Source organism: Tissierellales bacterium, from assembly GCA_025210965.1.
Classification (GTDB): Bacteria; Bacillota; Clostridia; order Tissierellales; family JAOAQY01; genus JAOAQY01.
The window spans coordinates 1-13,860 of record JAOAQY010000145.1 but is presented as its reverse complement, the minus strand read 5'-3'; the positions used below and the strand labels follow the sequence as shown (position 1 = coordinate 13,860).

Annotated in this window: 12 protein-coding genes; 10 read left to right on the top strand and 2 right to left on the bottom strand. The window is 31.1% G+C overall.

From position 1 onward, the window contains the following. Positions 1-417: 417 nt before the first annotated feature. From N4A40_10230 to N4A40_10195, 8 genes are all read left to right on the top strand, one after another. Positions 418-2,364 carry a hypothetical protein gene (locus N4A40_10230; GenBank protein MCT4662226.1) on the top strand — a complete coding sequence of 649 codons (1,947 nt, stop codon included), beginning with the start codon at positions 418-420 and terminating at the stop codon, positions 2,362-2,364. 98 nt (positions 2,365-2,462) lie between these two features. Further along, positions 2,463-4,031: a DUF3369 domain-containing protein gene (locus tag N4A40_10225; protein MCT4662225.1), complete on the top strand. Its 1,569-nt coding sequence runs from the start codon at positions 2,463-2,465 to the stop codon at positions 4,029-4,031. A 132-nt stretch (positions 4,032-4,163) separates the two neighbouring features. After that, complete coding sequence (locus tag N4A40_10220) at positions 4,164-4,775, top strand: TetR/AcrR family transcriptional regulator (GenBank protein MCT4662224.1); 612 nt, start codon at positions 4,164-4,166, stop codon at positions 4,773-4,775. Further along, a complete protein-coding gene (locus N4A40_10215) occupies positions 4,775-5,464 on the top strand; it encodes a 2-phosphosulfolactate phosphatase (protein ID MCT4662223.1) in 690 nt (229 codons plus the stop codon). The genes N4A40_10220 and N4A40_10215 overlap by 1 nt, the downstream gene beginning before the upstream one ends. 15 nt (positions 5,465-5,479) lie before the next feature. Continuing rightward, on the top strand, positions 5,480-6,046 hold the full coding sequence (locus N4A40_10210) for an HD domain-containing protein (GenBank protein MCT4662222.1): 567 nt from the start codon (positions 5,480-5,482) through the stop codon (positions 6,044-6,046). Positions 6,047-6,126: 80 nt separating this feature from the next. Continuing rightward, the gene (locus N4A40_10205) at positions 6,127-7,305 is read left to right on the top strand and encodes a class I SAM-dependent rRNA methyltransferase (protein ID MCT4662221.1); all 1,179 of its coding nucleotides are present in this window, start codon (positions 6,127-6,129) and stop codon (positions 7,303-7,305) included. A 5-nt stretch (positions 7,306-7,310) separates the two neighbouring features. Beyond that, complete coding sequence (locus N4A40_10200) at positions 7,311-7,925, top strand: epoxyqueuosine reductase QueH (protein ID MCT4662220.1); 615 nt, start codon at positions 7,311-7,313, stop codon at positions 7,923-7,925. A 97-nt stretch (positions 7,926-8,022) separates the two neighbouring features. Then, on the top strand, positions 8,023-8,784 hold the full coding sequence (locus N4A40_10195; GenBank protein MCT4662219.1) for a TIGR02206 family membrane protein: 762 nt from the start codon (positions 8,023-8,025) through the stop codon (positions 8,782-8,784). 66 nt (positions 8,785-8,850) lie between these two features. Here N4A40_10195 and add read toward each other — a convergent pair whose 3' ends face one another. Continuing rightward, positions 8,851-9,846 carry an adenosine deaminase gene (gene add, locus N4A40_10190; GenBank protein ID MCT4662218.1) on the bottom strand — a complete coding sequence of 332 codons (996 nt, stop codon included), beginning with the start codon at positions 9,844-9,846 and terminating at the stop codon, positions 8,851-8,853. 192 nt (positions 9,847-10,038) lie between these two features. Here add and N4A40_10185 point away from each other — a divergent pair, with 192 nt between their 5' ends. Further along, positions 10,039-11,490, top strand: coding sequence for a hypothetical protein (locus N4A40_10185; protein ID MCT4662217.1), 1,452 nt, complete (start codon positions 10,039-10,041; stop codon positions 11,488-11,490). Between the two features lie 69 nt (positions 11,491-11,559). Beyond that, positions 11,560-12,366 (top strand): DUF3298 and DUF4163 domain-containing protein, encoded by an 807-nt coding sequence (locus N4A40_10180; protein MCT4662216.1) that lies wholly within the window; start codon positions 11,560-11,562, stop codon positions 12,364-12,366. A 39-nt stretch (positions 12,367-12,405) separates the two neighbouring features. Here N4A40_10180 and N4A40_10175 read toward each other — a convergent pair whose 3' ends face one another. Beyond that, positions 12,406-13,791: a sodium:alanine symporter family protein gene (locus N4A40_10175; GenBank protein MCT4662215.1), complete on the bottom strand. Its 1,386-nt coding sequence runs from the start codon at positions 13,789-13,791 to the stop codon at positions 12,406-12,408. Positions 13,792-13,860 lie beyond the last annotated feature (69 nt).

Here is a 13,860-nt window from a genome sequence, read left to right as displayed (position 1 = left end):
TTAAAAAATCTTATAGTATAAGTATATAATAGAAATCAATTAAGTTCCACAAATTTAAAGGAATTTGTAGAACTTAATTGACATATAAAAAAATTTTTGTTACTATGAAAAAAACAATGTAATTAATAAGGAGATTTATGCGAGGAATAGTTTTATAATCAAAAAAAGTTTATGATTTGTGGGCAGTAGTTGAAACTATGTATTTTGACGTGTGTTTTTTGTGCCCATTTATTGGTTGATTAGGAACTTTCTCGTTGCGATTTTTTTACATTTATAGAACGGCTTTGTGGTTTATTATATTTCGATATAATTTAGAGCTGAATTTTATGATGGAGTGCCTATGTAGGTGCTTTTTTTATTTTATTGATTATCTTGATTGGAAAGTTTTTAAATCAACTCAAAAAGGAGGATTTAGAAATGAATGAAAATGTACAGAAATTATTAGAATTTGAAAAAATTAAAGAAAATATCAAGGAATATACCCAAAGTAAATTAGGGAAAAAAAGAGTTGAGGATATTAGATTTTACAAGAAATTAGATGCTATAAAAATAAGGCTGAGTGAGGTTTCAGAAGCTAAATATTTAATAGAAAATGGACTAGCACCTAATTTATATGGCATATACGATATATCTCCATTATTAGAAAAAGCTGAAAAAGGAAGTGTTCTATTACCAGATGAATTGCTTAAAATATCTGATTTTATAAGAGGATCTCGATTGTTTAAACAGAAGATGGCGAAAATAGAAACTTATTCACCGATTTTGTCTAAATATGCTTTATCTATAGCTGAAATGAGTAATTTAGAAGAAGCGATAGAAGATATGATTTGTAGTAAAGGAGTTAGAGATGAAGCAGATAGTAAACTGCAGAAGTTAAGAATTCAAAAAAGCCAATTATATTCAAAAATTGAGCAAAAAATGATGAATCTTTTGACAAATAAAAACTGGGAGCCATATCTTCAAGAGCATTATTCTACAATAAAAAAAGGACATAGGGTGCTTTTAGTAAAATCGATTTATAAAAATAAGGTAGAAGGTGAAGTTATAGAAAAGTCATCTAGCGGTTCAACTTTGTTTGTAGAACCAAAATCAATAATGAAATACAATTTAGAATTAGAGAATGTAGAGGGACAAGAACAGGAAATTGTATATCAAATATTATCATTTTTAACAGGTTTTGTAATTGAAAATGTAAAAGCTATAGAGTTAAATGTAGAAGCATTCGCAACATTTGATTTTATATATGCTAAAGCTAAGTATGCTATAAGTATAAAGGCAGAAGAACCTACATTGACTGAAAATGAATATATAATGATAGAAGATGGGAAACATCCGCTTATAGAGGGTAGTGTTGTGCCATTAAATCTTAGTATAGGTAATCAATATAGAACACTGGTTATTACAGGCCCTAATACCGGTGGTAAAACTGTAGTGTTAAAAACAGTCGGGCTTTTACAATTGATGGTACAATCAGGCTTATTGCCACCATCTTCTAAGAATAGTCAATATACGGTGTTAGAAGATATATTGGTAGATATAGGGGATGCACAGAATATACAAACATCGCTTAGTACTTTTTCAGGGCATATGAAGAGGTTAGTAGAAATAGTAAATAAAGCTAGGCCAGGAGTATTAATTTTGAGTGATGAGATAGGAACAGGGACTGACCCTAAAGAAGGTTCTGCTCTTGGAATAGCAATACTTGAGAGACTTTATGAGAAGGGTGCGCTTACATTAGTTACAACACATTATGGGGAAATTAAAGATTTTAGTGAAAAGTGTATAGGATTTGAAAATGCAAGAATGTCATTTGATCCTGAAACATTGAAACCAAAATACAAATTGGAAATCGGAAAGAGTGGAGAAAGTCAGGCTTTTTGGATATCAGAGCAGCTAAAATTAGAACCAAAGGTTTTGAAAAAAGCAAAGTTGTATAGTAAAAACATGAAAGTTATGGTAAGTGAATTTGAAGAGGATATAAAGCTTGAGCATAGAAATAAGAAAAACAAGAAAAATAAAGCTAAAAAAACATATGAGAAGTTTGATAGAGGAGATAGAGTTAATGATTTAAAAAGATCATGGGAAGTAATTTTTTATGATGGACCAGATGAATACGGTAATGTTGTATTATTTAATGATAGAACAAAAAAGTACTACAAAGAACATATAAGCCGAATAAAATTGAAATTTAAAAAAGATATGCTTTATCCATTAGGATATGATATGGATCAAATTTTTGAATCGTGGGAAGAGAGAAGGTTTGAGCGAAGAGTTGAAAAAGGAAGAATAAAAAATGTTAAAGAGGAGTTTGATAAGCTCAAGGATTCAAAGGCAAACGGGAGATGGAATAAGGATATAAAGTAGCGTTTTCAAAGATTTTCCAATTAAAAAATTAAAAGGCGAATGATTTTTTATATATTGGGTATCAATTAGAAAAGTTCATTATGAATGGAGGAGCTTTTATGGAATTGGATAAGAGCGGTTTGAATTTAGATTTTTTAATTGATGATGAAGAAATTGAAGATGTAGCTCCAAGTCACAAGTTTAAGGTTGTTATAGCTGATGATGACGAAGAGGTTCATAAATTAACGAAAATGATTTTAGAAGATTTTACGTTTGAAGGCATGGGTTTGGAATTTATCGATGCTTATTCAGGGAGTGAAACTATAGAATTATTTAAAGAAAATGATGATATAGCATTGGTTTTTTTAGATGTTGTCATGGAAAATGATCATTCTGGTCTTGAAGTTGTAAAATATATCAGAGATGATTTGCAAAATAATTTTGTGAGAATAGTTCTTAGAACTGGGCAACCTGGAAAAGCACCTGAAGAAAGAATTATAGCAGAGTATGATATAAATGATTATAAGTCAAAAACAGAACTGACAGTCCAAAAACTGTATACTACTCTATACTCGGGTCTTAGATCATATAGGGATTTGATGATAATTGAGAGCAATAAAAAGGGATTAGAGCAAGTTATAGAAGCATCGACAGATTTGTTTAAATATAGATCTTTTAATAAATTTGTTGGTGGAATATTGTACCAATTATCATCACTATTCGATTTTGAAAAAGATGCATTTTTTGCTAGGACCATAGAAAATCATCAAAATGAAGGCTTTATAGCTCTAAAAAAAGAAGATGGAAATGTAATATTTGCAGGGATAGGGAAGTACAAAGATTACATTGGTCAAAAAATGGAAGAGATTTTGCCTAGTGATGTTGTCGGTACATTTGAGAATATGAGCGAAAATGAAGTGAGATTTAAAAAGAATTGTTATTTAGGTCATCATAAGGGAGTAAATAATATCGATAATTATATATATATGGAAGGCAATGAGGATATAAGCGATTTAGATAAGAGTTTGCTAAAAATATTTATGACTAATTTTTCGATAGCGTTTGACAATTATCAGTTGAACAAAGATATTCATGATACTCAGAAAGAAGTGATTTTTACGTTAGGAGAGATTGTGGAGAAAAAAAGCGAATCCACAGCTCATCATGTTCGTAGAGTATCAGAGATTGCATCACTATTGGCTAAAAAATATGGAATAAATTCTACAATGGTTGAACTTATAAAGACTGGAGTGCCAATGCATGATATAGGGAAAATAGGTATACCAGACAGCATACTTTTGAAGCCAGGGCGATTAACTGATGAAGAATTTGAAATAATGAAAACTCATGCATTACTGGGATACAATATATTAAAAAATTCTAGAAGGGATATATTGCAAATAGCATCTACAATAGCGCTAGAGCATCATGAAAGATGGGATGGAACTGGTTATCCATACGGAAAGAAAGGGGATGATATCCACATAGCTGCTAGGGTAACAACAGTGGCTGATGTATTTGATGCATTGACGCATGATAGATGTTACAAAAAGGCATGGTCAATCGAAGAAACATTAAAATACTTTGAAGAACAAAGAGGAGCCATGTTTGAACCTAAACTTGTAGATATACTTCTAGAAAATATAGACGAGGTTGTCATGATTTTAGAAAAGTATTCAGATAGATAAAACAAATAAACACTCTATAGAGTAATCTCTATAGAGTATTTATTTGAGAATTATTTTGTGATTTGACATTTTGTTGAATACGTAGTATACCTAAAGTTAAGATACAAAATCTTATGGGATAGGGAGAGTATTATGCAAGTAAAAAAGAAATTAGTACATGATAATATAGTTGAAAATGCAAAAAAAGAATTTTTAGCAAATGGATATGAACATGCTTCAATGCGCAAAATTGCAAAAGATTCGCAAATAACGGTTGGAAATATATACAGATATTTTGATAACAAAGAAGCGCTATTTAAGTATATTGTTGAACCAGCATATGAATTGGTAATTGCGTTAGTTGAAACTATAGAGACTGCTGCCGATAGAAATAGCAATATAAGCGTTTTTGAAGATCCAAGTGTATTGACGGAAAAGGTTGACAAATTTATAGATATTGCTAGAGAATATCGCAGTGAATTGATAATTCTTTTAGAAGGTGCAAATGGAAGCAGGTTTGAAGGAAGCAAGAGACAAATTACTTTGTTTTTGGAAAATAGAATGAAAGCAGCTATTGATCACTTGACTGAAGTTAATAAATATAAAGTAGGTGAATCTTATATAGCGCACGTAATAGTGCATGCTTTTATGGAAGGTCTTATAGAGATTATTAAATTTGATGATTTTGAAAAAATGGAGGAGATGAGTCATCAATTTGTTAATTTAATATTCAGAGACTATATAAAAAGGATTGTGACAGAATAATGGAAATCAAAAGACTTCATTTAATAGAGGGAGCTAAGAATGCAAGAGGATTAGTAGTTATTATAGATGTATTTAGGGCATTTACTACAGCTTGTTATTTGATAGGTCAAGGAGCAGACAAAATAATACCTAGAGGAGAAATAGAATCTGTTTGGGAAGCTAAGAAAATATATCCTGATGCCATAACAATTGGAGAACGGGATGGAGATATATTGCCTGGTTTTGACTATGGAAATTCACCGCATAGATTGAGAGGTATTGATTTTAAAGGTAAGGTTATAATACAGACGACTAGTGCAGGAACACAAGGAATAGTAAATGCGGTAAATGCTGATGAAATAATAACCGGAAGTTTTGTGAATGCAGGTGCTATATGTAGGTATATAAAAGAGCAAAAACCGAAAACAGTATCGCTTGTAGCGATGGGTTATGCTGGTGAGCTTATTACTATGGAAGACGAGTATTTTGCGGAGTATTTAGCTGCTAGGTTAGAAGATGAAGATTATTCAATGGCAGAAAAAATAGAATTATTGAAAAAAGGTGATGGTGCACGTTTTTTTGATGAAAATAGTCAAAACTGGTCACCAAAAGAAGATTTTGAGCTGTGTTTAGAAATAGATCAATTTGATTTTATTTTAAAATTAGAAGAAGATAGTGCAGGGATTTGCCTGAAAAAAATAAAGTGTTAATTAGGGGGAGTTTAAATGTACAACAGAGACAAGGCTGAAGCGTTATTAAATAAATATGTTACCACAGAACATATTATTACACATTCTTATGCGGTAGAAGCGGTAATGAGATCACTTGCGAAAAAATATGCGCCGCAAGATGAAGAACTTTGGGCTATGTCTGGGTTACTTCATGATTTAGACAATGATGTATGTGGTTGGGAAACTGATATGAGTAAACATGGTCCCAAAACTATAGAGTTGTTGAAAGAAAACAATTATGGAGATGAAACATTATATAGAGCAATACTTGCTCACAACCCTGAAAATAATTCTAATAGAGAAACCACTCTAGAAAAAGCAATTTATGCAGCAGATCCTATTACAGGATTTATAACAGCAATAACATTGGTTTATCCTGACAAGAAGATAAATAGCGTAAAGGTCAAATCCATAACTAAAAGAATGAAAGAAAAACGTTTCGCGGCTGGCGCAAATAGGGATGCAATGAGGGCTATAGAAGAAATTGGTCTTCCTTTTCCAGAATTTGCAGAACTGGCGCTTAAAGCAATGCAAGAGATATCAAATCAATTAGGATTGTAGTTTTATTTTTGTACAACAACTTAAAGTGCTATGATATAATAACCCGTAGAATGATATTTTTATTAAAGAGAGGTTGTTGTATGAATAAAATAATTAGAGTAAGTAGTGCATGGAGTGAGTACTATTCAAATGGAAATCCTTTATTGGAATCAGAAAGTTTACCTAAAATAGATTTTGATGCAGGAGATTTATTGGATTTAATTGATGAAGATGGCGAATTTTTAGCAAAAGCATATTATGGTCCTCAAAACAAGGGTTGTGGTTGGATATTATCTAATAAAGAAACAGATATAGATATGAATTTTTTTATTAGAAAATTTTCAGCTGCACTTACGCGCCGAGGGCCTTATTTTGGTTCTGAGGAAACTACAGCATTTAGAATATTTAATGGAGAAGGCGATGGAATCGGCGGTATTACGATAGATTGGTTTGATGGATACGGAGTGATTAATTGGTACAATGAGGGGATTTATTTTTTTAGAGATGAAATACTAAAAGCCATACAGTCGGTAATGTATTTTAATGGGATTTATGAAAAGAGAAGATTTGATAAAAGTGGTAAATATATAGAAGAAAAGAGCTTTTCGTGTGGCGTAGAAGCACCAAGTCCTTTAGTTATTTTAGAAAACAACATTCATTATGCTACTTACTTAGATGATGGAGCTATGGTTGGAATATTTTTAGACCAAAAAGAGGTTAGAAAAAAAATAAAGGAAATTAGCTATGAGGGTATGACTTGTTTGAATTTATTTTCTTATACGGGTGCATTTTCTGTGGCTGCGGCAAGTAGTGGAGCGATGACTACGAGTGTAGATTTAGCTAATAGGAGTCTTGAGAAGACAAAAGAGAATTTTTTAATAAACAATATTGATTTAAGTAGGCAATCAATTGTTGTTAGCGATGTATTTGATTATTTTGATGAAGCAGCGAGTAGAGGAGAGTCTTATGATTTAGTAGTTTTAGATCCACCAAGCTATGCGAATTCAAAGAAACGCCGTTTTTCTGTACAAAAAGATTATAGGGAATTGGTAGAAAAAAGTGCCAAATTAACGAAAAACGGAGGAATACTAGTTGCATCAACTAATTGTTCTGCTATGAGTATCGGAAAGTTTAAAAAACAAATAAGAGAAGGGCTTGAAAATCAGAATAGGAACTATGAGATATTAGAAGTTTATAGATTGCCAAGTGATTTTGTAAGTAATGAAATGATGAAGGGAAGCAATTATTTGAAAGTTGTATTTGTAAAAATGAAAGGGTAATATTTATGAAAGAAAATTATCAAAGAAAAATGGAAGAGCAGATCAAAGCTATAAAAAAAGAATACAAAGAGAAACCAACACTACTATTGCACTCGTGCTGCGCCCCTTGTAGCACAGCGGTATTAGAGCGTTTGATTGAAAATTTTGATATAAAAATTTATTATTATAATCCAAATACCTATCCAGAGAACGAGTATTACAAAAGATTAGAGGAATTGAAATCTTATTTATTAGAATACCATAAGGATTCAGAGATAGAGGTTATAGAATCAGAGTATGTTGCTGATGAATTTTTTAATAAAATCAAAGGCCTTGAAAACGAAGCTGAAGGCGGTAAAAGATGTTATGCATGCTATGAGTTAAGAATGGAAGCAACCGCTAGTTTAGCAGAAAAAATGGGATTTGATTATTTTACCACAGTACTGTCTATAAGTCCCCACAAAAATGCTCAGTGGATTAATGAAATAGGCAAGGAATTAGGGAAAACATACAAAACTAATTTTTTATATGGTGATTTTAAGAAAAAAAATGGTTTTAAGAGATCCGTAGAGCTTAGCAATGAAGCGGAACTTTATAGGCAAGATTATTGTGGATGTGTTTTTTCTGTTCGAGAGCAGTAGTGAAATTTAAGAAAAATTTAAGATTGATTTAATCTTGCTTAAAAAATAATATACTAGAATAAGACGCTGGCAGATTATTTAGAAAGTAGGCGTTGAGATGGATATCAAAGAGATGTTTTGGGCATCAAAAATTGAAAAAACGGCATTTCCACTTTTTTCACAAAACCATTTATTAGCATTAGGAATTATCATTTTAGTATTAGTTTACATTTTTTTAAACAGGGATGCCTTTGAAAACGAAAAGAGAAGAAATCGTTTTAGAAAGGTATTGGGAGTTGTTTTGATTTTACAGCAATCATTATTATATTTGTGGTATGTGACAAGTGGTAATTTTACGTTAGGAGAGACATTGCCATTATATACATGTAGAATAGCTATTTTCTTGTGTATTGGAATGTTGATGTGTGAAAGCTATAAGTGTTTTGAATTAGCTTATTTTTGGGGGATAGCTGGAGGAATAATGGCTTTAATGACTCCCGATACATCTGGTTTTGGATTTCCACATCTAATGTTTGTCCAATTTTTTGTTGGTCATGGTGGAATGATTATTTCGCTTATATTCATGATATTAGTTTATGAGTATAAGCCTACCAAAGAATCTATATACAGGAGCAGTAGATGGACTTTGGTTTATTTTGCAATAGTGGGGGTTTTAAATTATTTAGTAGATGGAAATTATTCATATTTGAGAGCAAAGCCAGCTACAGCAACACCTATGGATATATTACCAATATACCCTTACTATGTGCCAATATTTATAGCAGCATTTATCGGAAGCTTTTGGTTATTCTATGCACCATTTAGCCCTAAATTACACGAGAAAATTGATGATTTTAAGCAAGGAATTATTGGAAATTAAATTTGGATTTAGATTATAAAAATAGCTACTCAAAAAAATATAATTTTTGAGTAGCTGTTTTTGTTATTAAAAAAAAGTCATAAGTTGTTTTTTTAGCGCACTATCTGCGAAAGAATGTTCAACTCCATTTTTATACAACTCCATTAATTCAGAATCTGAAAATGAAAGCTCCTTTTGTAGATGAAGATATTCTTTGTTCAAGTCTACATTTGATACGGTCATATTATCGGTGTTGACGGTAGTACATATTTTACTATTCATAAATGATTTTATAGGATGAGTAGAATAATTTTCTACGGCCAATGTGTGAATATTGCTCGTAGGACAAGCTTCAACACAAACGGTTGACTTTTTTAAAGCATCTAGTACATTCTCGTCATTTTGAGCAGCTACACCATGACCTATTCGCTCGGCATGAAGCTCTGAAATGGCAGTAGTTATGTTTTTGCTAATGCCGGTTTCACCCGCGTGAATTGTAATATGATAGCCATAAGATTTGGCAAGATCAAATGCCTTTTTGTGGAGTTCTGGTGGGAAATCAGCTTCATTTCCAGCTAAATCCACAGCTACAACACCCTTGCCTATATACTTTTTACCAGCTTCAACTACTTCTATACTTTTATCTACAGATAGATGTCTCATACAAGACAAAATCAAATTTGAATGAACATCAAATTTTTCTAAACCAAGAGCAAGTCCAGCTAGAACACTTTCTATAACATCATCATAGCTGAGTCCTTGTTCTAAATGAAATACTGGTGCGAATCTTATTTCGATATATTTTACATTTTGTTTCGATACATCTTCGATTAATTCGAAAGCTACTCTTTTAAGATTTTCTTTTTTTTGCATGATTTTTATTGGCCAATCAAACTTTTCAAGATAATCTTTTAATGATTTACATTCACTACTGACTTGAACATATTTTTCGAAGTCCTTTAAATTTTCAGTAGGAAGTTCTAAATTTTCTTTTTTTGCCAGCTCTATAATAGTAGAAGGACGAACGCTTCCATCTAGGTGACAATGTAATTCGATTTTTGGGAAATTACGAATATTATACATGAAATCACTCCAATCATAAAATTAAAACCTAAACACTTTTAATATTTATTATATAAAAAACATATAATATGGACAAGTATAGTTTTTATTAAAATAAAAAAATATAACCCATCAAGAATCAATATGATATAATTTATAGGAACTATATCGCTAATATTAAATAATGCGAATTGCATGAGATGGGGAATTAAAATGAAAAAACTAGTATATATACTGTTGATTATTATATTTCTTGGAACTGCATGTCAAAGTGACCTTGCACACAGAAATGAAAAAGATGATGTAGAAATTTTTAATGAATCAATGGAGACAGCTATAATTTCTGAAGATAAGGATTTGTTTACTGAAAAAGCTTTGTTCAAGGCATGTAAATCTAAACTGAAAAATAGTGAAATTGAATTAGCAGAGCGAGAAGAAGCTTTAGCAGAGATAGTTAGAATATTAGAATCGAAGATTATGCTGCTTGGAGACTCTTTTTTTGAAAATGGATATGAGAAAATTTATGTTGAAGATTTGAACGAGAAATTAGATAGAGAAAAAATTTCTAAACTGGAGAACAAAAGAGCTAAGTACTATTTTTATACACTTGAAGACGGCTTTTACAAGATAGATAGAATTGGAGATAGAAGAATTTTTAACTTGGAAGTAGATTATAATGAACTTGCAGATTATACAGAGGGTATAGAGAATGATTGTTATGAATATGTTGACCTTATGGGGCATGTGCAGAATATACAAAACAAAATGAGAAGTAAAACTTTAAATTTTGAAAGTATAATTGGTTTTTTAAATACATTAGAGAACTATATAAAAACCTATGAGGATACGTATTATTCAAGAAAATTTATGGATATATACAAAAATTTTGCGTATACATTGTTTTTAAATTCAGAATATGATTATTTTTCATTTAGAGATGGTGAACTAAGTGAAAGTGAATTTTTGAAGTTGACGGTGCTAAAAAATGAAAATATGGAAAATTGGATTGGAGAAATAGCAAATCAAATATTAGAGTTTTCTGAGATGAGCCAAAACCGATTTTATTATGATGTTGAAAACTATTTATATTATTACAAAGCATTTGGAAACGATGAAAAAGGTGTAGTTGAAAGCAAAAATGCAGAAAATAGTGATTACATTCAAATAAAAAATTTAAAAAATAAAGATATCGAAATAAGAATCAATGAAGATATAGAATCTACAATGGATGAAATGCTTCAAAGGTATCAATTAGTAGGCAAAGAATATTATCAAAGTACAGCACTATCATATGTAGACGAGAACTACATGAGCGTTGTTTATAGAGCATATTTAAATGAAGAATCACAGAACAAAAAGTATATAGAGTCAAAGACCTATGATTTACATTCAGGGGAGCCACTATCATTGGATGAAATACTTGAAAATGATTTAAGGCAATACAAATGGATATTAGATAATAAAATAAAAGCGAGAGCAGCAAATGATTTTAATCAAAAAATTGATTTTTATGGAATTGCAAGAGATCAAAAATATTACTTAGATTCGTATGGGATTGTGTTTTTATTTGAAAATGATGATGATAGTAATAATAGTTCTATACAATTGTATTATGAAGAATTAGATGAAATTATCAATAATCTAAAATTAAGATTGCATATGTAATTTGTCATAAAAAAGTCATAAAAAGCCGCTTGAATTATGCTATACTTCATAAGGTTAGGAGGTTTTTTAATGAAAAAAGCAGTATTGATTATGAGTTTAATTCTAGCTATTATGGTTAGTGGTTGTCAAAAAAAGCATGATTTGCTAGAAAATAAAAAAGAGGTAGCGGAAAATAAGGTCTTAGAGAATGTAGAAATTGAAGAGAGTAGTAATGAAATAGAAGAAAATTTTTACTTAAAGATAGATGAAGTAAAGAAAGAAGGAACTAATTATGAAATAAATTTAAGTATTCCTTCTATAGTTGGAAGTAAGGCTGATGGATTTGAAGAGATTAATAAAGGTGTGAAGCAAGAAATTTCTAATTATGGTCAGATGATCGAAGATTTGGCAAATGAATTGACTGAGGAAGAATCGAAAGAGTTTACAGGAAGTAGAAAGCTTTATGCTGGTGCGGAATTTAATTTAAGTTTCAAAAACGAAGAAATTTTTAGCGTAAAAGGATTCTTATTTGAGTATACTGGTGGTGCTCACGGTGGATCAAATTTTGCAAACTATACTTATAGCCTTGATGAAACTAAATTACTAAAGTTAAGAGATTTATTTGCTGATGGTTATGAGTATGTAGCGCTTATTACAGCTACTATAAGAACTGAAGTTGAAAAGAATCCTGAAAATTATTACGAAGACTTATCGCAGTTGGAAGAATTAGCTCAAGATGCAGAATTTTATATAAGTAAAGAAGGGCTAGTTATATGTTTAAATACATATGCTATAGCACCTTATTCATCTGGACCACAAGAATTTTTGATAAAAGCAGAAACACTTAAAGGAACGCTTAATCCGAAATTTGAAAAAATATGGAATGAAGATAAATAAAAAATATGCTCAAATATTGAGCATATTTTTTATTTATTTTTAAGCTGATTTTGATTTATTGTTTTTAGATGCTTTTGGATAATATTTTGGATCACTAAAGAATTCATTAGTTAGTGATTTTACAGTTTTTCTAAGTCCTATAACCCCAATCATATTTGGAATAATTACTAATGCTAGGAAGAAATCAAGAATTTTAAATAAATTCTCTAATTCTCCGAATGAACCATAAACTATAGCAGCTAAAGCTATAAATCTTATAAACTTAGCAAATTTAAGACCAAATAGAGATTCTGCCATTTTTTCACAGTAAAATGCTATAACTATTATTGTTGATAATACAAACATCAGCATGCTAAGGCTCATAAAGCCACCACCAAGTATTTGACCAAATGTATCTTGAAATACAAGTGCAGGCATTGATGCAGCATTATTTGCAGAAACCTTAGTCCATACATCTGTTGTTAAAACAGATAGTGCTGTCATAGTACATATTGTCATGGTATCTATTATAATTCCAAAGACACCCCAAAAAGCTTGTCTTACAGGATGGTCGGTTACCGCAGCAGCGTGTGCGATAGGTGCACTTCCCATTCCAGCTTCATTAGAATATGTTCCTCTAGCCATACCTGCTTTTAGAGTAGCAGCTATTGCAGCGCCACTAAAACCACCAATGGCTGCGGTAGGTGTAAATGCTCCTTTAAATATTAAAGCAAAGGCATGAGGAATGTTTTTGAAATTAATTAATACTACTAATAGAGTACCAATTACAAATAGTGAAGCCATTATTGGTACTAGTTTTTCTGTTAATTTTGCAATTCTCTTTATTCCGCCGAATATTACAAGTCCAACAAGTATAGCGACTAAAATCCCAGTTATATGCTTTGGTATACCTATTGTTTCTGCTGTTTGACAAACAGATAAGGTTTGAGTAGATATAGAGGGAATAATTTCTAGCATGAAAAAAAATGAACACATAGCACCTAGAATTGGAGCATTTAAGCCTTTTTTCAAATAGTAATATGGACCACCTACAAATTCACCTTCTGAATTTTTTTCTCTGTAGTGGATTCCGAGTATTATTTCAGAAAACTTAGTAGCTTGACCAATTAGAGCAACAGACCACATCCAAAAAACTGCTCCAGGGCCGCCTGTTGCTATGGCAACAGGAACGCCTACGATATTTGCAGCTCCAACTGTTGATGCAAGAGCACTACACGCGGCTTGGAAAGGAGTAATAGTCCCTTCACCTTCGGGCTTAGAAAAAATTTTACCGAAAGTTTCTTTTAATATAAATGGCAAATAACGTATTTGGAAAAAGCCTAATGTGAAACTCATAAGTATTCCTCCACCAATTAAAAGTATTAGTAGTGGATAACCCCAAATGAAATCTGATAGGCTAGTGATATAGTGAAATAATGTTGACATGAAAACTCCCCTTTCTGATAAATAATTTGTGACACAATTATATCAATTCGCGATTAGTGAAGGAAATCC

Excerpts from the sequence above, each read along its gene's own strand:
- N4A40_10200 (MCT4662220.1), top strand. The coding sequence starts at position 7,311 with ATGAAAGAAAATTATCAAAGAAAAATGGAAGAGCAGATCAAAGCTATA.
- N4A40_10195 (MCT4662219.1), top strand. The coding sequence starts at position 8,023 with ATGGATATCAAAGAGATGTTTTGGGCATCAAAAATTGAAAAAACGGCA.
- N4A40_10225 (MCT4662225.1), top strand. The coding sequence starts at position 2,463 with ATGGAATTGGATAAGAGCGGTTTGAATTTAGATTTTTTAATTGATGAT.
- N4A40_10205 (MCT4662221.1), top strand. The coding sequence starts at position 6,127 with ATGAATAAAATAATTAGAGTAAGTAGTGCATGGAGTGAGTACTATTCA.
- N4A40_10210 (MCT4662222.1), top strand. The coding sequence starts at position 5,480 with ATGTACAACAGAGACAAGGCTGAAGCGTTATTAAATAAATATGTTACC.
- N4A40_10230 (MCT4662226.1), top strand. The coding sequence starts at position 418 with ATGAATGAAAATGTACAGAAATTATTAGAATTTGAAAAAATTAAAGAA.
- N4A40_10180 (MCT4662216.1), top strand. The coding sequence starts at position 11,560 with ATGAAAAAAGCAGTATTGATTATGAGTTTAATTCTAGCTATTATGGTT.
- N4A40_10220 (MCT4662224.1), top strand. The coding sequence starts at position 4,164 with ATGCAAGTAAAAAAGAAATTAGTACATGATAATATAGTTGAAAATGCA.
- add (MCT4662218.1), bottom strand. The coding sequence starts at position 9,846 with ATGTATAATATTCGTAATTTCCCAAAAATCGAATTACATTGTCACCTA.
- N4A40_10215 (MCT4662223.1), top strand. The coding sequence starts at position 4,775 with ATGGAAATCAAAAGACTTCATTTAATAGAGGGAGCTAAGAATGCAAGA.
- N4A40_10175 (MCT4662215.1), bottom strand. The coding sequence starts at position 13,791 with ATGTCAACATTATTTCACTATATCACTAGCCTATCAGATTTCATTTGG.
- N4A40_10185 (MCT4662217.1), top strand. The coding sequence starts at position 10,039 with ATGAAAAAACTAGTATATATACTGTTGATTATTATATTTCTTGGAACT.